Origin of the sequence: Streptomyces purpurascens, assembly GCF_045040895.1 — a bacterium.
GTDB lineage: Bacteria > Actinomycetota > Actinomycetes > Streptomycetales > Streptomycetaceae > Streptomyces > Streptomyces purpurascens.
In genome coordinates, this window is the sequence record NZ_CP108341.1 from 904,017 (window position 1) to 923,271 (window position 19,255).

A 19,255-nucleotide genomic window follows, 5' to 3' on the forward strand; every position below is an offset into this window, starting at 1 on the left:
CTCGTGTCGGCTCGAGTCAGCTCTTGATGGCGCCGGTGAGCACGCCCTTGGTGAAGTACTTCTGCAGGAAGGGGTAGACCAGCAGGATCGGCACGGTGGCGATCACGAGCACCGCCATCTGCACGGTCTGCGGAGCGGTGACGGTCGCCTCGCCGGTCGTCGCGTCGGTGAGTCCGGCCCCGGCCACCACATAGGTGCGCAGGACCTGCTGGAGCGGCCAGTGGTCGCTCTCCAGGTACAGCGAGGCGTAGAACCAGGAGTTCCAGTAGGCGACGGCGTAGAACAGGCCGACGACGGCGAGCGCGGCCTTGGACAGCGGCAGCACCACCGACACCAGCACCCGCCAGTCCCCCGCCCCGTCCAGCCGGGCCGCCTCGTACAACTCCTCGGGGATCGACTGGAAGAAGCCGCGCAGCACGACCAGGTTGAACACGTTGACCAGGACGGGCAGCACGAGCGAGGCGTACGAGTCGAGCAGGCCGAGTTCCTTGACGAGCAGGAAGCTCGGGATCATGCCGGGCGGGAAGAGGAACGTGAACAGCACCAGCAGCAGCACGGGTTTGCCGCCGAAGACCCCTGGGCGGGACAGCGCGTAGGCCAGGGTCACGGTGCAGGCGAGGCTGAGCAGGGTGCCCGCGACGGTCACGCCCGCGCTGACGCCGAGGGCGTGGGTGACGATGCCGCCGTCGAAGATGTCGCGGTAGGCGTCGAGCGTGGGCTGGCTGGGCCACAGCACCCAGCCGCCGTTGTCGACGACCTCCTGGGTGGAGGCCAGGGACGTCGACACGATCACCAGGAACGGCACGCACACCAGCAGCACGACCGTGGCCAGGGCGAGCGCCTTCGCGGTCTGGGTGAGCGGCCGGGGTTTCTCCATCCAGCCGGGCCGGGCGGACGCGTTCACCTGTAGACCCCCTGTTCGCCGAGGCGGTGGGCGACCTTGTTGGCCGCGTAGACGAGCAGGGCGCCTACGAGGCCCTTGAACAGGCCCGCGGCTGCCGCGAAGCCGTAGTCGCCGCCGACGATGCCCTGGTAGTAGACGAATGTGTCGATGACCTCGGCGGTCTCCGGACCGACCGCGTCGCGTTGCAGCAGCATCTGCTCGAACCCGACGGAGAGGATGTCGCCGAGCCGCATGATGAGCAGCAGCACGACGACCGGGCGGATGGCCGGCAGGGTGACGTGCCAGAAGCGCCGCCAGGGTCCGGCGCCGTCGATGGCGGCCGCCTCGTACTGCTGCTCGTCGACCTGGGCGAGCGCGGCGAGGAAGATGATCGTGCCCCAGCCGGCGTCCTTCCAGATGACCTGGGCGACGACGAGCGGCTGGAAGGCGTCCGGGTTGCCGATGATGTCGACGGTGTGCAGACCGGCCCCGCTCAGGCCGCTGTTGAGCAGGCCGGTGTCCCCGAGGAGCTGCTGGAACAGCGCGACGACGATCACCCATGAGATGAAGTGCGGCAGATACGCCACCGACTGCACGAACCGGCGCACCGAGCTCCAGGTGAGGGTGTGCAGCAGCAGGGCGAGACCGAGCGGCACCGGGAAGTAGAAGACCAGCTGGAGGACGGCGATCCAGAGGGTGTTGAGGACCGAGTCCCAGAACGCCGCGTCCTCGAACATGCGCTGGAAGTTGCCCAGACCCACCCAGGGGCTCCCCAGCAGGCCGTCGAACGGCACGTACTCCTTGAACGCGATGACGTTGCCGGCGAGGGCGCCGTAGTGGAACAGCAGGAAGTAGGCGACACCGGGCAGCATGAGCAGAAACAGCGCCCGGCTCTGAAAACCTTTACGCTTGCGCTGCGCTCCGCCGGAACCACGGCGAGAGGGACTCACCCCCTTCGCACCTGCTCGTTCGCGTAAGTCAGTTGCCACGGCTCCCCCTCACCTCGGCCTGTCCGGTGAAGGGAAGTTAAAACGCTTTCACGACGCGGTCAACACTTCTGACACAGCCGGGACTTCACGCCCCGCTGTCACGCCTTCACGCCTTCACGCTGCGAGCAGCCCTCGGCCGAACCAGTCGGAGGACGAGCGCACGCCGGGCAGGGCTCCTGCTGGTAACAGCAGAAGACGACGACGGCACCTACGGTCCGGGCCCCGCGGTTACCGGCCGCGCGAGACACAGTCCGAGCCCGCGGGCGGTCCGGCCCGCCCCAACCTCTTGACGCGTCAATGACAACAATGGCTTGATGTCATGGGAGCGCTCCCACCTCACCCAGGGAAGGGACCACCATGCGCAGCACCCGCCGCTCGTCCCCGCACTTACGGATCGTCACGGTTCTCGGCCTCCTGGCCACCCTGCTCCTCCCCCTCGGCCTGACCGTCGCACCCCGCGCGACGGCCGCCCCTGCCGCGGACCCCGTCCGCGTCATGCCGCTCGGCGACTCGATCACCGGCTCGCCGGGCTGCTGGCGGGCGGTGTTGTGGAACCGGCTCGTGAACAGCGGATACAAAGACATCGACTTCGTCGGCACGCTCCCCACGCAGGGCTGCGGACAGGCGCACGACGGCGACAACGAGGGCCACGGCGGCGAGTTGGTGACAAACGTCGCCGACCAGAACCTGCTGCCGGGGAGGCTTGCCGCCGCCCGGCCGGACATCGTTGTCATGCACTTCGGCACGAACGACGTGTGGAGCAGCATCGCCCCCGACCGCATCCTCGCCGCCTACACCAAGCTCGTGACGCAGATGCGGGCCTCCGATCCGGACATGCGGATCCTCGTCGCGCAGCTCATCCCGATGAACCCGAGCAGCTGCGCGGCCTGTGCGCAGCGCGTCGTCGACTTCAACGCGAAGATTCCCGCCTGGGCCCGGGCGACCAGCACGGACCGTTCCCCGATCACCGTGGTCGACCAGTGGACGGGCTTCAGCACGGCCGCCGACACCTATGACGGCGTGCACCCCAACGCCTCCGGCGACGACAAGATCGCCGCCCGCTGGTACCCGGCCCTGGCGGCCGTCCTCGACGCGGGCGTCCCGCAGGACCCGGGCGACCCCGGTGACCCCGGTGAGGAACCCGGGGCCTGCACCGCGCGGTTCCGGGCCGTCTCCTCCTGGCAGGGCGGCTATCAGGGCGAGGTGACGGTGACGAACACGTCGGCCTCCGCCGCCTCGGGCTGGACCGCGACCGTCGTACCGGCGGGCGGCGCGCGTCTCACCCAGGTCTGGAACGGCACCCACACAACGGCCGCCGACGGCACGGCCACCGTCACGAACGCGGCGTGGAACGGCGCGCTGGCCCCCGGCGCGAGCGCCACGTTCGGCTTCGTCGCCACCGCACCGGCAACGGCCGGGGCCCCGGCGGCGACCGTCACGTGCACGGCGAAGACCCCGGCCGCCTGACACCCGGAGCGGGCTCGACTCCCCGTCAACTCCTCCTCCCTGGAGCCGCTATGAGATCTCGTACCGCATCCGTCCCGCGAGTGGCCGGAGTGGCCGCCGCCCTCCTGGGACTCCTGCTCTCCTTACTCTCCTTCAGCACACCGGCACAGGCCGCCCCCACCGGCTTCCGCATCGAGAACGGCCGCCTCGTGGAAGCCTCCGGGAACGACTTCGTGATGCGCGGCGTCAACCACGCCCACACCTGGTACCCGGGTGAGACGCAGTCTCTGGCCGACGTCAAGTCGCTGGGCGCCAACACTGTCCGTGTCGTCCTCTCCGACGGCCACCGCTGGACCAAGAACAGCGCGCAGGACGTGGCGGGTGTCATCGCCCAGTGCAAGGCCAACCGGCTCATCTGCGTGCTGGAGGTGCACGACACCACCGGCTACGGAGAGGAGTCCGCGGCCGGGACCCTCGACCACGCGGCCGACTACTGGATCGGCCTGAAAGAGGTGCTCGCCGGTCAAGAGGACTACGTCATCATCAACATCGGCAACGAGCCCTGGGGCAACACCAATCCCGCAGGGTGGACCGATCCCACCATCGCCGCCGTCAAGAAGCTGCGCAACGCCGGATTCACGCACACGATCATGGTGGACGCGCCCAACTGGGGCCAGGACTGGCAAGGCGTGATGCGCGCCAACGCCAAGTCCGTCTACAACGCCGACCCCACCGGCAACCTGATCTTCTCGATCCACATGTACAGCGTCTACGACACCGCCCAGGAGATCACCGACTATCTGAACGCCTTCGTCAACGCCAAACTCCCCATCCTCATCGGTGAGTTCGGAGGACCGGCCGACCAGTACGGCGACCCTGACGAGGACACCATGATGGCCGTGGCCCAGCAGCTGCGGCTCGGCTACCTGGCCTGGTCCTGGAGCGGCAACACCGACCCGATCCTCGACCTGGCGATCGAGTTCGACCGCACCCGGCTCAGTTCCTGGGGCCAGCGCGTCTTCAACGGCGCCAACGGCATCGCCGCGACCTCGAAGGAAGCCACCGTCTACTCCTCGGGCGGCGGTGACACCACTCCCCCGACCGCTCCCGGCGCACCGACCGCCTCGGAGGTGACCTCGTCATCCGTGAAGCTGGCCTGGTCCGCCGCCACGGACGCCACCGGAGTCACGGGCTATGACGTCGTCCGGGTCAGCGGCGCGACCGAGACCACCGCCACCACCACAACAGGCACCACCGCCACCGTCACCGGCCTCGCCCCGTCCACCGCCCACACCTTCGCCGTCTACGCCCGTGACGCGGCCGGCAACAGGTCGCCCCGCTCGGCCACGGTGACGGTCACGACCTCCCCGGGCGGCTCACCGTCGGCCTGCGGCGTCGGATACCGGGTGACGAGCAGCTGGCCCGGCGGCTTCCAGGGCGAGATCGTCCTCCGCAACACCGGCGCGTCGGCGATCAACGGCTGGACGCTGCGCTGGACCTTCCCCGACAGCCAGCGCGTCACCAACCTCTGGGGCGGTACGGCGACGCAGAGCGGCTCCGAGGTCAGCGTCGCGGCCGCCTCGTACACCGCGACGATCCCCGCGGCGGGCTCGGTCACCCTCGGCTTCACGGCCACCCGGTCGACCGCGAACCCCAGCCCCACGGCGTTCACGCTGAACGGCGCCACCTGCTCGGTGAGCTGACGCGCCGCGTGCGACGGTGCCGGCGCGCTTCCCGGCGTCCGGCGCGGCGGTACCGTCGCCGTGGCTGTGATCCATACGACATCGCACAGGAAAGCGGTTTACACGGCCCCGGAGCGGTGAGGCGGCGGGGATGTCTCACCGGCACCCCACCGCCGTCACTCCGGCAGGATGCGCCCGCACCCGTTCCGGTTTCCCCCACCGTGCGCGGGAGGCGCGATGAGCGAGGACACCCTGCGCATGCGCGCCGTCGCGCCGGCCGAAGGCGGGCCTGGGCGGAAGGACGCGTCCGAGGCCGCCGCCCCCGCGCAAGGGTCCGGGCAGCGGGACGCCTTCTTCGACAACGCGAAGTATCTGGCGATCGTGCTGGTGGCGATGGGGCACTCCTGGGAGCCGTTGCGGGACGGCAGCCGGGCGGCGAGCGCGTTGTACATGGTGGTGTACGCCTTCCACATGCCGGCGTTCATCATCATCTCCGGCTACTTCTCGCGCTCCTTCGACGCCGGCCCGGGACGCATCCGACGTCTGATCACCGGACTCGCCGTTCCGTACGTCGTCTTCGAGACGGCGTACACCCTGTTCACCCGGTGGACCGACCAGGAGCCGGACCGGCCGATCAGCCTGCTGGACCCGCTCTATCTGACCTGGTTCCTGGCTGCGCTGTTCATCTGGCGGCTGACCACGCCGGTGTGGCGGCATGTGCGGTGGCCGCTGCCGGTCGCCCTTGTCATCGCGATGCTGGCGACGCTCTCGCCGTCCGTCGGCAACGACCTCGACCTGCAGCGCACCCTGCAGTTCCTGCCGTACTTCGTCCTCGGACTGTGCCTGAAGCCGGAGCACTTCCGGCTGGTGCGCCGGCGCAAGGTGCGCATCCTCGCCGTGCCGGTCTTCGCCGCCGCGGTCGTCGTGGCCTACTGGGCGGTGCCACGGATGACCGGCGCCTGGTTCTACCACCGCGACAGCGCGGAGGAGCTCGCCGCGCCCTCCTGGTCCGGGCCCGTCATGTCGCTGGTGATCTTCGGCTGCTCGCTGGTCCTGGTGGCCTGCTTCCTCTCCTGGGTGCCCGGGCGCCGGGCATGGTTCACGGTGCTGGGCGCGGGCACACTGTACGGCTATCTGCTGCATGGTTTCGTCGCCCAGGGATCCAAGTTCTGGGGCTGGTACGAGCCGGCGTGGATCCACCGGCCCTTGGGCGAGCTCGTCGTCACGGCCGTCGCGGCCGTCGTCGTGACCGCGCTGTGCACCCCGCCGGTACGGCGGCTGTTCCGCTGGGTGATGGAGCCCGAGATGGCATGGGCGTTCCGCCGGGACGCCCGCGATCAGGCCCGGGAACGCAGCGCCGTACGCGAGCGGACCGCCGTACGCGAGTGACGTTCGGCGCGCCGCCCGGAACGACGGGGATCGCTATCGATGAGGGTCGGTGCGTACGTGCGCACGCACCCCTTGCAGGCCGAACAGGATGAGAAGCTCGACCACGCCGCCGTCGGCGCTGCCCAGCCAGTGGGGCAAGGCCGTGTCGAACTCGGCTGCCTCACCGGCCGGCAGCGTCAGGTCGCGCTCGCCGATCACCAGCCGCAGGCGTCCGTTGAGCACGTAGAGCCATTCGAAGCCCTCGTGGGTCTGCGGGGTCGGTTCGAGTGGTTCCGGCCGGGCCGGGATGATCATCTTGAACGCGTGCACCCCGCCCGGTCGCCGGGACAGGGGCACGAAGGTCATCCCGAACCGCCTGATCGGCTTGAGGTGGATCCGGGGGTCGCCGGTGCGCGGGGCACCGACGAGGTCGTCCAACGGAACGTCATAGGTACGGGCCAGCGGCAGCAGCAATTCCAGGCTCGGCCGGCGCAGCCCGCTCTCCAGCCGGGACAGCGTGCTCTCCGAGACGCCGGTCGTCGCCGCGAGGTCGGCGAGGGTGATGCCGCGGGCACGACGCAGCGCACGAAGCCGCGGTCCCACCCCGTCCAGCACTTCGTCGTCCGCCTTGCGATCCATCGGGCCATCTTGCCGTAACCGCAAGATTCCGTGCCAGGTCGTGGTGTGCCTGGCAAGACTGCGTGCATCCCGACACAAGGAGCCTTGATGAACACCACAGATGCGGTCACGTTCTGGGACGGCGTCTACGCGGCCCGACCGGCAGCCGGCGGCCCGCGGCCGAATGTTCGCCTCACCGAGACGGTGACGGGCCTGCCGTCCGGTGACGTGCTGGACCTCGGATGCGGCGACGGCGGCGACGCGCTGTGGCTCGCCCGCCGGGGGTGGCACGTCACGGCCGTCGACATATCGGCCGTGGCGGTCGAGAGGCTCGCCGCCCTCGCCCGCTCACACGGCCTGGGCGACCGCGTCACCACCGTGCGGGCCGACTTGCACCGGTCTTGCCCGCCCGGCGAGTTCGACCTGGTCTGCGCCCACTACCTGCACACCCCCTTCGACCTGGACCGCGCAACCGTCCTGCGCTCGGCCGCGCACGCACTGCGCCCGGGCGGGCGGCTGCTGGTCGTCGACCACGGCTCGGCCGCGCCCTGGTCGTGGAACCAGGATCCCGACATCCACTACCCGAGCCCGCGGGAAGTCGCCGCGGGTATCGACCTGGACCCGCGGACATGGACAGTCGAGCGGGCCGACGCACCCCGCCGGATCGCGACCGGACCGGACGGGCGCACCGCCGAGGTCACCGACCACGTCCTCCTCATCCGCCGCACCGCCTGACACGGCGGCCGACGCCGCCCCGACGAAGGAGGGGAAGCCACCGTGCCCAGCACCACCCGCCGCAACCGGCGCCGCGACACCCCGCCGCCCCGGACCGGAAGCACCGAGTCCGAGGTCCTGCGCGGATTCCTCGACTACCTCCGGAGCTCGATCGCCGCGAAGGTCGACGGCGCCCCCGAACCGCAGGCGCGAACAGCCGCCGTTCCCTCAGGCACGAACCTGCTCGGCCTGCTCCACCACCTGACTCTCGTCGAGCGCTCGATGTTCCTCGGGGACGACGTCACCGACTGGCAGGCGACGTTCCGAGCCACGCCGACGGACAGTGTGGCCGATGTCGTCGCCCGCTACCGAGACGCGGTCGAGCGCGCGAACGACGTTCTCGACGGCTGCACCGATCTCGGCGCACCGGTCCCCCGGCCGCGGCCGGACCGTCCCGCTCCCAGCATCCGCTGGGCACTCACCCACATGATCGAGGAGACCGGCCGGCACGCGGGCCACGCGGACATCCTCCGCGAACTAATCGACAGCACCACCGGCCGCTGATCCACGGCTGGCCACAGACCTGGTACGGCTGGTGGCCGATCATGCGCGGTATGTGCACACGCTGATCGCCGATGGGCTGGGGGGGTGACGGCCATGTCATCGGGCACGATACGCCTTGTCGGGCTCGGTGAGTTCGCCGCCCCTGGGCTTCTTGACCGGGTGGCGCAGGCCCTCTCCGGCGTTCTCGTAGCCGAGGTCGGTCAGGGTGGGGATGCCCAGGGTGGCGGCGAGCCGGTTCAGGGCGTCGACGAGACCGTGGGCGCGGGCACAGGTTGTGTCGTGCTCGCGTCCCGGCCGCACTGGCGAGCCCCACAGCGGCCAGCCGTCCGGGGCGGAGATGACCTGCACGTTGCCGCCGTGGTGTCGGTGATTGCCGGACCACCACAGATCCGCGCTGTTGGGGCCGGCGGCGGCGACGCGGTTCTGCGCACCACAGTGCCGTCGAGGTTGAGGTGGGTGTAGCCGGCCGCGACGGCCCGCTCCAGCGCGGTGGCCAGGTCCGGGGCGTGGTCGGACAGCACGGTGAGCCCTTCGTACAGGTAGCGGTACGCGGTCGGATTGGAGATGCCGTTGTCCCGGGCGAGTTGGGCCACGCGCGTGCCGTCGACGAACCAGCGCAGGACCAATACGGCCTGGGCCCGTCTGGGGCCGCTTCGCGCCGTGCCAGGATTTCGCGAGCCCTCGGGAGGCGAGCCGGGCGCGTGTGTCACCGCCCGTGTTCCCGACCTCGGAGAGGGATGTCAGGAACAATGGCCACTAGTAACATTGCGGAACTACTTTTGATTTAGGACCACTACCGGGATCCGCCGGAGAGGAGAAGTCGTGCCCGACCACGAGAGTCGCGTCACCTTCCAGCATGGGCAGGAGTTCCTGGCCGCCATCTCCGAGCGCTGGAACTACCAGATCCTGCGGGAGGTGTTCTTCGGTGTTGGCCGTTTCGGCGAACTCAAGCGAGCTCTGGGGATCTCGGCGAACATCCTCACCGCGCGGCTCAACAGCCTGACCGAGCTAGGGGTGCTCACCAAACGCGCCTACCGCTCCGACAAGCCGTGGTACGAGTACGAGCTCACCGACAGCGCCCGCGAACTCGTCGTCCCCGCCATCGCGGCCATCACGCGCTGGGCCGAGACCCATGCGACCGACACCGACATCACGCGCCACCCGCTGATGCACACGACGTGCGGCAACCCGACCAATCCCTACCTCGCGTGCAGCAGCTGCCATCAGCCGGTCGAGGCCTCGACTCTGCGGCCGACGGCCGCCGGGGAGGGCGGTGCCGGTCGGCGGAGGGGGACGGCTCCCGCGACGCCGGGCGACCACGGTTCGGAGTCCGGTTGATCTCTTCGGCTCGACGGCGGCCATTGCTGGTAGCGTTTTGAAACTAGTAGCGTTACGCTACTAGTGACTGAACGTCCCCTTGGTCACGGAGAGGACTGACCATGACCACGAACTGGCCCGAAGGGGTTACCGAGAAGCTGATCCCCACCTCACTGGGCCTGATCAACGTGCGCGTCGGCGGCCGTTCCGACGGCCCCGCCATGGTGTGCTGGCCGAGCCTGATGATGGACGGCACCATGTGGCAGTACCAGTACGAGCACTTCGCCCCGACCCACCGCGTAGTGCTCATCGACAGCCCCGGACACGGCAAGTCCGACGCGCTGCGCAAGATCATTGATCTCAAGGACTGCTCCGACGTGCTCGTCGAGATCCTCGACGCGCTCGGCATCGACAAGTGCGTCCTGGTGGGCAACAGTTGGGGCGGCATGCTGGCCGGGGTCTTCCCGGCCCACTACCCGCAGCGGACCGCGGCGGCGGTCGGCATCAACTGCACCGCCTCACTGCCCACGACGGTCGAGAGCATCTGGGCCACCGCGCTGTCCACGTTCCTCTCGCTGCACGCGAAGATGCCGCCGCTGGCCGCCAAGGCCGCCCGCGCCGCCTTCGCCGGCCCCACCGCCGAGGCCACCAACCCGGAGTTCACGGAGTTCACCAGGTTCGTGCTGCGGGACGACCCGAAGTCGGTGGCGTGGGCGCTGCGCAGCATCCTCATAGGGCGCAAGGACGAGCACCGCCTCCTGAACACCATCAGGAACGTGCCCGTCCTGATCATCGCCGGTGAGGAGGACAGTCAGTTCCCTGTGCATGTGGTGCGGAAAATGGCGGATGCCATCGAGGGCAGCACCTTCCGTGTGCTCCAGCACACCGCCCACCTCGCCGCCCGTGAGAACCCCGACGGCGTCAACGCCGAGATCGACACGTTCCTCGCCGCCCTGCCCGCCACGGTCTGATCGGAAGCCACCATGGAGAACACGACACAAGCGACGGCCGTACCCGACTGGGTCCTGAAGTTCATCGACGCCATCGACACCCTGGAGTTCGGCGAGGGCTTCGCACCGTTGACCGAGGACACCGACATGTTCTTCGGTACCGCGCACATCCAGGGCGTCGAGGCCATCAAGGCGTTCTTCGTCAAGATCGACGCACCGTTGATCATCACCCACGAGGTCCTGGAGTTCTGGGCCGCGGATGACGGCGTCCGCCTGCTGCGCGGCGAGGCGACGATGGCCAAGAAGAGCGATCCGGACCAGGTGGTGCGAGCCCCGTTCATGCACATCTTCTACCTCGACGGGGAAGAACCGGTCCGCATCCGGACGCTCCGCATCACTGCGGGCCCGCTTGAGACCGACGCCGTGATGTGACCCCGTTTCCGGGGCCCGTCGTGGGTGTCCCCGGCCCCGTATCCGAGACCGGACAGGACGAGCGCTGTCCGGTCTCGCCGCGCTGCGGGGGATCGGCCAACGAGCCCCCGCGGGAATCACGCGATACGCGCCCGCCAGGGGCCGACCGGGGCGGAGTTGCCGTCTTCGACTCCTTCCGGGCGCGGACGTGCCCCTCGACGCGTCCGGGAAGATCCGTCGGCGGCCCCTTCGTCGGCCCGCCGTCGACCCTGCGACAGTGAGGGCGAACGGACGTGCGGCGAACACGCGAGTGGAAGACGACCGCCGCGTGATCCGCCCGCCGTCAGTTCACCAACCGCAGTTGGTCCAGCTCGTCCCCGATCGCCTTGCGAAGCACGTCGTGCCGCGGACCGAGTGCGAACTGCTCGTCGGCCCACCTGTCACGGGGATAGAGCCAAACCGGCAGGCCCACCAACTCGGGCGGTTCCCACTCGAACCGCGGCCATACGTGTGCGTGCAAGAACCCGTCGGTATTCCCCAAGATCTCAAGATTGACCCGCCGGAAAGCCGCATCCATGCGACGCGATGCTCGCTCGACTGCTTCCCCGAGCTGGTCCATGTCGGAGAGGAAGGCCAGCCGCTTCCCTCGGGGCAAGTCCGACAGTCTCTCCACCTGAGGGTCGTCCACCAGGAGCACCGAGTAGCCCGGCAGGAACTGCACATCACCGATCACCGCGAACCCCGCGTTCAGGCGCCGCAGTACAGCGGGGTTCTCACCTCGCAGCGCACTCCCGATTCGATCGACCCGCCAGCCATCGACCATGTCCGGAACTCCTCCCGGCGCAACCGCCGTTACCTGCGACGCGCCAGATCAAGCACACCATTCCCGAGCCCCGAGATCAGCGGGCCCATCGCAGAAGACGCGGAAGCAGGGGTGGAGCGCCTCGATCCGGCTCTGGCTCCGCCCATGATCACCCGGACAGACTCTAGGCCTGCCCGGCGAGGGGATGCCTTCACGTCTCGGCGCGGCGGAACTTACGGTTTGTGGGTTACCCAGAGCAGTTCCGCCGGCCAGCGGTGTGCCCAGTCGGGTGGGTCGGTTTCGTTGTAGCCGTTGGGTGTTCCGAGTTCGGGCCGCGGCTCGATGAGGTCGTCGATGATGAGACCCGCGCCGCGCAGGACCTTGACCCAGTCGCCGTAGGTGAGCTGATAGCTGGTCGCGCCGTCGTCTTCGGCGATGGTGTTCAGCCCGAAGTAGTCCTGCTGCAGCGTCGTGGTCACGCGGCTGGCGGCTTCGTCGTAGCAAGCTTCGAACCATGGGCTGGCGACGTTGAACACCAGGCGCCCACCTCGGCCCAAGACGCGTGCGGCCTGCGGGACGGCCAGGTGCGGGGGCGCCCAGCTGAGCCCGCCGAAGTCGCAGAACACCAGGTCGAAGCTGTCGGCGGCGAACGGGAGTTGTTCGGCAGCGCCTTGCACCAGCGGGTAGCGGGCCGCTCCCATCGCGCGGGCCGCTGCGGCGAGTTGGGCTTCGGACAGGTCGAGTCCGACCACGGTGGCGCCCTCGGCGGCGAGCGCCCTGGACCACTGGCCGGCGCCGCAGCCGAGTTCGAGGACGCGCTTGCCGGTGACGTCGCCCAGGGCGTGCAGGTGCGCGTCGGGGATGGAGTACATGCCCCACAGCCGGGGTGTGGCGCCGATTTGGGGGTCGTGCTTGTGCTGGTAGGCGCCGCTGATCTGGTTCCAGAGCCGCCGGTTGGCGGGGATGCTGTCCACGTGCCGACTCCAGCACTGCCTGCCGAGGGCGGTCAACACGATTTGGGCACTGGCCGGCCCTCGCCTCGGTCCGGCCCTGGCTCGGCCCATGATCCGCCGGACGAGCCCTAACCGTCCTGTGTGAGCCGAACCAGCAGCACACCGGGCGCACGCGGCACCGACACCGTCAGTCCGTCCCCGTCCCAGGTGGCCCGGCCCGCCTCCGGGGAGGACGGGTGCAGGACGTCCGCGCGGACGGGCCGGTCCGCCAGGTGCCGGAGGGGGACGTGGAGTTCGGCCGGTCCGCCGCGACGCCAGACCGAGACGTAGGCCGTGCTGTCGCCGGGGACCCTGAGGCCCAGGGCCAGCCACTCGTCCGTCCAGCCGGGCAGGCCGAGCGGCCAGAAGGGCAGGGCCCGTGCGAGGTCGCCGCGGATCGACTTGTAGACCGCGACCGCGTCCCGTACGAGGGCCAGTTGGTGTTCCGACATGCGGTTCAGATGGCCGGAGAGATGGATGCGGCCGAGCAGGGCCCCGCCCAGGGTCCAGGAGATCAGGCCGTCGTCGAATCCGGGCTGCGGGTAGGCCCAGACGGCGCCCTGCTCGGGCGGGACCGCGGTCGGCGCGGCGGCGGCGATGGGCGCGTAGCGCAGCGGGTCCTGCTGGTCGCTGGTGGACTGGAGCTGGGCTACGGCCAGGGTGGCCCCGTCCATGCGCATGCCGCCCGAGGCGCAGTTCTCGACGACGAGGCCGGGGTGCCGGTCCAGTACGCCGGAGAGCCAGTCCAGGTAGGCGTGGGCGTGGCCGAGCAGCCCCGCTCCCGGCGCGAGGTCGCCCAGGGCCTGGGTGCCGGGGTCGACCACGATGTTGTAGTCCAGCTTGAGATAGCCCACGCCCCAGTCGCCGACGATCCGGTCGACCGTCTTGTCGAGGTGGGCGCGGGCGGCCGGATGCCGCAGGTCGAGCTGGTGGCGGCCCTGCTCGGTCAGGCGCACGCCGTCGCGCTGGAAGAACGCCTCGGCGGGGAGCTCGGCCGCGACCGGGCTGCGTACCCCGACGACCTCCGGCTCCAGCCACAGCCCGGGCACCATGCCGCGCTCCCGGATCCGGTCCAGGACCGCCTGGATGCCGCCGTCGGGGAAGCGGCGCGGCGAGGGCTGCCAGGCGCCGACGCTGTCCCACCAGCCGCGGGTGTCGTCGTCGTACCAGCCCGAGTCGATGCAGAAGTACTCCGCGCCGGCGTCGGCGGCGGCGTCGATCAGCGGCAGCAGTTTGGCCGTGGTCGGGTCGCCCATGAGGGTGTTCATGTAGTCGTTGAAGACGACGGGGAGGTCGGTGTGGTCCGGGTGGGGTCGGCGGATCGCGCGGCGGTAGGAGGTCAGGGCGCCCATCGCGGCGTCGAGGCCGGAGCCGAGTGCGAGGGCCCCGGACACGGTGGTGAACTCCTCGCCCTGTTCGAGCCGGACCCGCCACTGGTGTTCCGCGTCCGTGGGGCCGTTCAGCGCGAGGTACGTGCCGTGTGCGCGCTGGCCGACGTCCCAGCGCCAGCCGGCCGGGGACTCCACCTGCCACACCCACGCCCGGCCGCCGTCCCGCTCGGTCAGCGCCCCCATGGCCAGATGGCCGTCGGTGGGCCAGCTGCCGCGCCCGGTGAGGGCGAGGGCGGCCCGGCTGTCGTGCTCGTGGACGTCCATGTTGATGTCGGCGACGCCGGCGCGCAGCGGCTCGGCGTACCAACGGCACTCGGCGAGCCAGTCGTTGCGGGCCCGGTGGACGTCGAGGGCGTCCGGGGCGGGCAGGCCGCCGAGCAGCAGGCTGCTGACGGACTGGACGACCAAGGGCTCCCGGCCCTCGTTGCGGAGCCGGACGCGGGAGCGCAGGACGGGCAGGCCGGTGGGTGACGTCAGCTCGGCGAACGCCGTCAGGCCGGTGCCCGGATCGTGGAGTTCGACGGTCAGCCAGTCCCAGCCGTCGCGTCTGCCCGTGCGGTGGGCCCGGTAGGCGAGCCGTGCGCCGAACGCCGTGCCCGTGAAACGCGGGCCGGACCAGCCGCTGCCGTGACCGAGGGCGGTGAGCTCCACGAGCGGGAGCGCCGAGGGCGGGGCGGCGGGGCTGTCGTCGTCGGGATGGGCCAGACCGACCAGCCTCAGCGTCCCGTCGGCGGCGACGGCGAACCGTGCCCGAAGGGCCTCATGGCCCCAAGTGAACTCGTCCAGCCGCTGGTTGGAGGCCATGTGCGCCGCATCCGCCGTGCCGGTCAAGGTGCTCCCCCTCCTGACCCCGCCCCGTTCTCCGGGAGCGGCGGTCCGCGTGAATCCCTCGTTACGGTCTCTTGACGACCCAAGTGTGACCGGTCACAATCCTCGCATGAATGTGACCGGTCACACAAGGCGCCCGGCGAGCATCAGGGACGTCGCGACCGCGGCGGGGGTCTCGTACCAGACGGTCTCGCGGGTGATCAACGGCCATCCGAGCGTGCGGCCGTCCACCCGGGAGCGGGTGCTCGCCGCCATCGACGAACTGGGCTTCCGCCGCAACGTCACCGCCCACGCCCTGGCCAGCGGGCGCAGCCGGGCCGTGACCGTGCTCACCGCGAACACCACCCACTACGGCTACGCCTCGATCCTCCAGGGCATCGAGGAGGCCGCCCGCGCCGCGTCGTACGCGGTCGGGATCGGGGTCCTGGAGTCCGCGGACGACGCGGCCGTCGCCGCGGAGGTGCAGCGTGCGGCGGACGCGGGCGGCGGGCTCATCGTGATCGCATACGATCCGGCCGGTGTACGGGCGCTGGGAGCCGTGCCCTCGACGCTGCCGGTCGTCGGCGTGGTCGAGACCCCGGCGAGCCCGCCCGGCGGCGACCGCCCGTGGGTCTGGACCGACGACCGCGAGGCCGCCTACCAGGCGACCCGGCATCTGCTCTCCCTCGGCCACGAGACCGTGCACTACGTCGCCATCCCGTCCAGCACCCGCCGCACCAGCGCCCGCACCAGCGGCTGGCGGCAGGCGCTGAAGGAGGCCGGCGCCCCGGAATCCCGTCCCGTACAGAGCAGTTGGGGACCGGCGGGCGGTCACGCGGCAGGGCTGAAGCTGGCGGGCGACCCGTCCGTCACCGCGATCCTGTGCGGCAACGACGACCTCGCGCTCGGCGTGCTCCGCGCCCTGCACGAGGCCGGCCGCTCGGTGCCGGGCGAGGTCAGCGTGGCCGGTTTCGACGACGCCCCGCACTCCGCCTTCCTCACACCGTCCCTGACGACCGTACGCCTGGACTTCACCGGCCTCGGGCGGTCCGCGTTCGCCCTGCTGCACGGGGTGCTGGAGGAGTCGGCGCAGGTCGCCCCCCATCCCGTGTCCGTACCCGAGCTGGTGGTGCGGGAGAGCTCGGGGCCACCGCCCGCCGGTCACTGAACACCGCTCATCCGCCCAGCAGTTGTGAGTCCCGCCACCTGAACCTGAACCACCTGCTCCGGAAAGGCACGAGATGAAGAGAAGAGCTCTCCCCGCCCTGGCGCTGATATGCGCCGCCGGCCTGGCCGCCACCGCGTGCAGTGACCCGACCGCCGGGGACTCCGGCGACTCCGGTTCGGGCGGGAAGAAGGCGGAGGTCAACCCCACCGCCCGCCTCGACGGCGTGAAGCTGACCATGTGGACGGCGCAGAACACGGTCAACGCGCCCAAGCAGGTCATCGACGCCTTCGAGAAGGCCACCGGCGCCAAGGTCGACACCCAGGCGATCCCGGACCTCTACGAGCAGAACGTGCCGACGAAGCTGGCGTCCGGCGACCGCCCCGACCTGATGTTCTGGCAGCCCTCGATCTCCACCCTGCCGTTCATCCAGCCGAAGCAGAACCTGCTGACCCTGGACGGGGAGCCGTGGGAGGCCAAGCTCGGCGGAACCGAGAAGTCGCTCGGCATGATCGACGGCAAACGGTACGCGGCGATCGTCACCAGCCCCGCCATGCTCGGCGTCTACTACAACAAGGACGTCTTCCGGAAGGCCGGGCTGAGCGAGAAGGACTTCCCCAAGTCCTACGACGACCTGCTCGCCCTCGGCCGCAAGGTCGTCGACAAGTCCGACGCCGCCGCCTTCTACGAGGCCGGCGGCGACAAGTGGCCGCTGCAGTGGCAGATGCAGGTCCAGCTCACCGACCTCGACCAGCAGTGGTGGGCCGATCTGAACGCGGGCAGGAAGAAGTGGACCGACCCGGTCGTCGTCGGCGCGATCAAGAAGTACAAGGAGAAGCTGCTCGACGCCGGGCTCGCCCAGAAGAACTACCGGACGGGCACGTTCACCGGGCAGGCCGACGCGCTGTGGAAGGGCGAGGCCGGCATGGTCCTCAACGTCACGTCCTTCCAGAGCCAGTTGCAGGCCAAGTACTCCACCGCCGAGATCGACAAGAAGATCGGCTGGTTCCCGGTCGCCAACTCCTCGGCCACCGGCCTGTACTCCCCCGACCAGACCAACGGTGTCGTCGCCTTCAAGACCGGTGACGACAAGCGGCAGAACGCGGCCCGGCAGTTCCTCGCCTTCTGGCTCGGGCCGGACTACCCGGACTACATCAAGACGATGAAGATCCCGTCCGTGCAGCCGTCCGTGCCCACCCCCGGCGGACTGCCCGAGACGTCCAAGGCCCAGGTGGCGGCCCTGCCGAAGGCCATCGGCGTCTTCCAGGCCAAGGCGATCGTCGCCCCGGACACCCACCTCTACCTGGCCGACATGATCTTCGGCAAGAAGAGCCCGCAGCAGGTCGCGCAGGCGATCCAGGACCAGTTCGCGCAGGTGGCCAAGGCCCAGGGCGCGCCCGGGTTCTGACGATGGCGGACACGGTCGTACGTACCAAGCCCGCGCCGGTCAGGGGCGCGCCGAAGAAGGTGGGGCGGCTGCCACGCGCGGCCGTGCACCACCCCTGGTGGTTCGCGCTGCCCGCGATCGTCGTCTTCGCGGGCTTCTTCCTGGTGCCGAACCTGCTCAACTTCTACTACCCGTTCACCAACTGGTCCTCGTACCACGCGGACATCGCGTTCACGGGCCTGGACAACTTCAAGACCATCGCCGAGGACGGCTCGCTGCTGCGGGCGATCCGGACGACCCTGGTGTACGCCCTGCTGGCAGCACTGTTCCAGAACGGCTTCGGGCTCGTGCTGGCGCTGCTGCTGGAGGACGACAGCCGCTTCAACCGGTTCTTCCGTGCCGTCTTCTTCCTGCCGGTGCTGATCTCGGCCCTCGCGACCGGTTACGTCTTCCAGGCGCTGCTGGACCAGGACGGGGCCGTCAACTCCCTGCTGGGCACGGACATCCCCTGGCTGGGTTCGACGACCTGGACGCTGGTGATCGTCACGCTCATCCACGGCTGGAAGTGGATGGGCCTGTCGATGCTGATCTATCTGGCCGGGCTCAAGGGCATCCCCGGCGAGATGCTGGAGGCCGCGAAGTGTGACGGCGCGGGGCCCTGGCGGACGTTCTGGTCGGTGCGCTGGCCGATGCTGGCGCCGGCCGTCACCTTCAACGTCACCACGGCGCTGATCGGTTCGATGAACACCTTCGACATCGTGCAGGCCACGACCGGCGGCGGCCCCGCGGCCTCCACGGAGGTCTTCAACATCTACATGTTCCGGATCTTCGGACAGGGCCTGTACGCCCAGGCCTCCGCGATGAGCCTCGTGCTGTTCCTGGTGGTGGTCGCCGTGGCGATCCCGCTGGTCGTCGGGCTCCGGCGAAGGGAGCAGCTGCTGTGACCGCGGTATGGCGGTACGGCCGCCCTTCCCTCGTCGTCCTGCTCGCCGCGCTGGCCGTCGGTGTGCCGCTGTGGCTGGTCGCCGTCACCTCGGCCAAGCCGCAGGCAGAGGCGATCGAGCCGAACCTGGACCTGCCCGGGCACTGGCAGCCCGCGAGCAACTACGCGGACGCCGTCAGCGAGGGCGAGATGCTGCGCGGCTTCCTCAACTCGCTGCTGGTCGTGGTGCCTTCGGTGGTCCTGGTGCTGATCCTGGGTGCGGGCGCCGCCTGGGTGTTCGCCCGCCGCAAGTCGAAGCTGGTCTCGGCGGCGTACGCGCTGTGCATCAGCGGACTGCTGCTGCCGCCCGCCGTCATCACCATCGTGATGGAGCTGCGGCAGATGGGCCTGGCGAACACCCGGCCGGGCATGATCGCCGTCTACACCGGCATGTACCTGTCGACGTCGATCTTCTTCATGACCGGGTTCATCCGCGCCATCCCCACGGAGCTGGAGGAGGCGGCCCGGATGGACGGGGCGACGCCGTCACGGATCTTCTGGCGGATCGTGCTTCCGCTGCTCCGGCCGGTGATCGCCACCGCGACGATCATGGTGATGCTCTACGCCTGGAGCGATGTCTTCTACGCGTTCTTCGTCCTCGGCGGCGGAGACAGGGCGACCTTGCCGCTCAACCTCTACCAGGTCGCCAGCGCCCAGCTCTACCTCAACAACTGGCATCTCGTCTTCGCGTACGTCGTGGTGATGAGCCTGCCCATGGTCGCCGTGTTCCTCGTCGGCCAGCGAAAGATCGTGTCCGGAATCACCAGTGGAGCCGTGAAGTGACTGG

Annotated in this window: 18 protein-coding genes and 2 pseudogenes; 13 read left to right on the forward strand and 7 right to left on the reverse strand. The window is 69.9% G+C overall.

Translation table 11 applies throughout. The features are described 5' to 3' along the window. Window positions 1–16: 16 nt before the first annotated feature. On the reverse strand, window positions 17–904 hold the full coding sequence (locus OHU35_RS04125; RefSeq protein ID WP_189730524.1) for a carbohydrate ABC transporter permease: 888 nt from the start codon (window positions 902–904) through the stop codon (window positions 17–19). Further along, the gene (locus tag OHU35_RS04130) at window positions 901–1,755 is read right to left on the reverse strand and encodes a sugar ABC transporter permease (protein ID WP_189730522.1); all 855 of its coding nucleotides are present in this window, start codon (window positions 1,753–1,755) and stop codon (window positions 901–903) included. The genes OHU35_RS04125 and OHU35_RS04130 overlap by 4 nt, the downstream gene beginning before the upstream one ends. 474 nt (window positions 1,756–2,229) lie before the next feature. Here OHU35_RS04130 and OHU35_RS04135 point away from each other — a divergent pair, with 474 nt between their 5' ends. The 3 genes from OHU35_RS04135 (at window position 2,230) to OHU35_RS04145 (ending at window position 6,389) form a co-directional block, all read left to right on the forward strand. Then, window positions 2,230–3,339: a GDSL-type esterase/lipase family protein gene (locus tag OHU35_RS04135; protein WP_405504684.1), complete on the forward strand. Its 1,110-nt coding sequence runs from the start codon at window positions 2,230–2,232 to the stop codon at window positions 3,337–3,339. Window positions 3,340–3,389: 50 nt separating this feature from the next. Continuing rightward, window positions 3,390–5,021, forward strand: a complete 1,632-nt coding sequence (locus tag OHU35_RS04140) for a cellulase family glycosylhydrolase (RefSeq protein ID WP_405504686.1) — start codon at window positions 3,390–3,392, stop codon at window positions 5,019–5,021. Between the two features lie 216 nt (window positions 5,022–5,237). Next, entirely contained in the window at window positions 5,238–6,389 is a 1,152-nt protein-coding gene (locus tag OHU35_RS04145) for an acyltransferase family protein (RefSeq protein ID WP_405504688.1), read from the forward strand. Window positions 6,390–6,422: 33 nt separating this feature from the next. On the opposite strand, the gene OHU35_RS04150 is transcribed toward OHU35_RS04145, so the two are convergent. Beyond that, entirely contained in the window at window positions 6,423–7,007 is a 585-nt protein-coding gene (locus OHU35_RS04150) for a helix-turn-helix domain-containing protein (protein WP_405504690.1), read from the reverse strand. Window positions 7,008–7,094: 87 nt separating this feature from the next. Here OHU35_RS04150 and OHU35_RS04155 point away from each other — a divergent pair, with 87 nt between their 5' ends. Beyond that, entirely contained in the window at window positions 7,095–7,721 is a 627-nt protein-coding gene (locus tag OHU35_RS04155; protein ID WP_405504692.1) for an SAM-dependent methyltransferase, read from the forward strand. Window positions 7,722–7,763: 42 nt separating this feature from the next. Continuing rightward, window positions 7,764–8,264 (forward strand): DinB family protein, encoded by a 501-nt coding sequence (locus OHU35_RS04160; protein ID WP_405504694.1) that lies wholly within the window; start codon window positions 7,764–7,766, stop codon window positions 8,262–8,264. A 108-nt stretch (window positions 8,265–8,372) separates the two neighbouring features. On the opposite strand, the pseudogene OHU35_RS04165 reads toward OHU35_RS04160, so the two are convergent. Then, window positions 8,373–8,899 (reverse strand): annotated as a pseudogene (locus OHU35_RS04165) (transposase family protein); the annotation flags it as partial. Window positions 8,900–9,086: 187 nt separating this feature from the next. Here OHU35_RS04165 and OHU35_RS04170 point away from each other — a divergent pair. The 3 genes from OHU35_RS04170 (at window position 9,087) to OHU35_RS04180 (ending at window position 10,963) form a co-directional block, all read left to right on the forward strand. Beyond that, window positions 9,087–9,602 carry a helix-turn-helix domain-containing protein gene (locus OHU35_RS04170; RefSeq protein WP_189730510.1) on the forward strand — a complete coding sequence of 172 codons (516 nt, stop codon included), beginning with the start codon at window positions 9,087–9,089 and terminating at the stop codon, window positions 9,600–9,602. Between the two features lie 101 nt (window positions 9,603–9,703). Then, on the forward strand, window positions 9,704–10,552 hold the full coding sequence (locus OHU35_RS04175) for an alpha/beta fold hydrolase (protein WP_405504697.1): 849 nt from the start codon (window positions 9,704–9,706) through the stop codon (window positions 10,550–10,552). A gap of 12 nt (window positions 10,553–10,564) precedes the next feature. Next, window positions 10,565–10,963 carry a nuclear transport factor 2 family protein gene (locus tag OHU35_RS04180; protein ID WP_405504699.1) on the forward strand — a complete coding sequence of 133 codons (399 nt, stop codon included), beginning with the start codon at window positions 10,565–10,567 and terminating at the stop codon, window positions 10,961–10,963. A 322-nt stretch (window positions 10,964–11,285) separates the two neighbouring features. On the opposite strand, the gene OHU35_RS04185 is transcribed toward OHU35_RS04180, so the two are convergent. Then, complete coding sequence (locus OHU35_RS04185) at window positions 11,286–11,765, reverse strand: HIT family protein (protein ID WP_189730499.1); 480 nt, start codon at window positions 11,763–11,765, stop codon at window positions 11,286–11,288. Here OHU35_RS04185 and OHU35_RS04190 point away from each other — a divergent pair. Further along, window positions 11,694–11,887 (forward strand): annotated as a pseudogene (locus OHU35_RS04190) (IS5/IS1182 family transposase); the annotation flags it as partial. The gene OHU35_RS04185 and the pseudogene OHU35_RS04190 overlap by 72 nt on opposite strands. A gap of 90 nt (window positions 11,888–11,977) precedes the next feature. On the opposite strand, the gene OHU35_RS04195 reads toward OHU35_RS04190, so the two are convergent. Both OHU35_RS04195 and OHU35_RS04200 read right to left on the reverse strand, forming a co-directional pair. Further along, window positions 11,978–12,718 carry a class I SAM-dependent methyltransferase gene (locus OHU35_RS04195; RefSeq protein ID WP_189730497.1) on the reverse strand — a complete coding sequence of 247 codons (741 nt, stop codon included), beginning with the start codon at window positions 12,716–12,718 and terminating at the stop codon, window positions 11,978–11,980. A 107-nt stretch (window positions 12,719–12,825) separates the two neighbouring features. After that, window positions 12,826–14,931 (reverse strand): alpha-galactosidase, encoded by a 2,106-nt coding sequence (locus OHU35_RS04200; protein WP_405509170.1) that lies wholly within the window; start codon window positions 14,929–14,931, stop codon window positions 12,826–12,828. 133 nt (window positions 14,932–15,064) lie between these two features. Here OHU35_RS04200 and OHU35_RS04205 point away from each other — a divergent pair, with 133 nt between their 5' ends. The 4 genes from OHU35_RS04205 (at window position 15,065) to OHU35_RS04220 (ending at window position 19,251) form a co-directional block, all read left to right on the forward strand. Further along, window positions 15,065–16,102, forward strand: a complete 1,038-nt coding sequence (locus tag OHU35_RS04205) for a LacI family DNA-binding transcriptional regulator (RefSeq protein ID WP_405504702.1) — start codon at window positions 15,065–15,067, stop codon at window positions 16,100–16,102. A gap of 73 nt (window positions 16,103–16,175) precedes the next feature. Beyond that, window positions 16,176–17,507, forward strand: coding sequence for an ABC transporter substrate-binding protein (locus OHU35_RS04210; RefSeq protein WP_189730493.1), 1,332 nt, complete (start codon window positions 16,176–16,178; stop codon window positions 17,505–17,507). Between the two features lie 2 nt (window positions 17,508–17,509). After that, the gene (locus OHU35_RS04215) at window positions 17,510–18,430 is read left to right on the forward strand and encodes a carbohydrate ABC transporter permease (RefSeq protein ID WP_189730491.1); all 921 of its coding nucleotides are present in this window, start codon (window positions 17,510–17,512) and stop codon (window positions 18,428–18,430) included. Beyond that, window positions 18,427–19,251: a carbohydrate ABC transporter permease gene (locus OHU35_RS04220; protein WP_189730489.1), complete on the forward strand. Its 825-nt coding sequence runs from the start codon at window positions 18,427–18,429 to the stop codon at window positions 19,249–19,251. The genes OHU35_RS04215 and OHU35_RS04220 overlap by 4 nt, the downstream gene beginning before the upstream one ends. The last annotated feature ends 4 nt before the right edge of the window (window positions 19,252–19,255 follow it).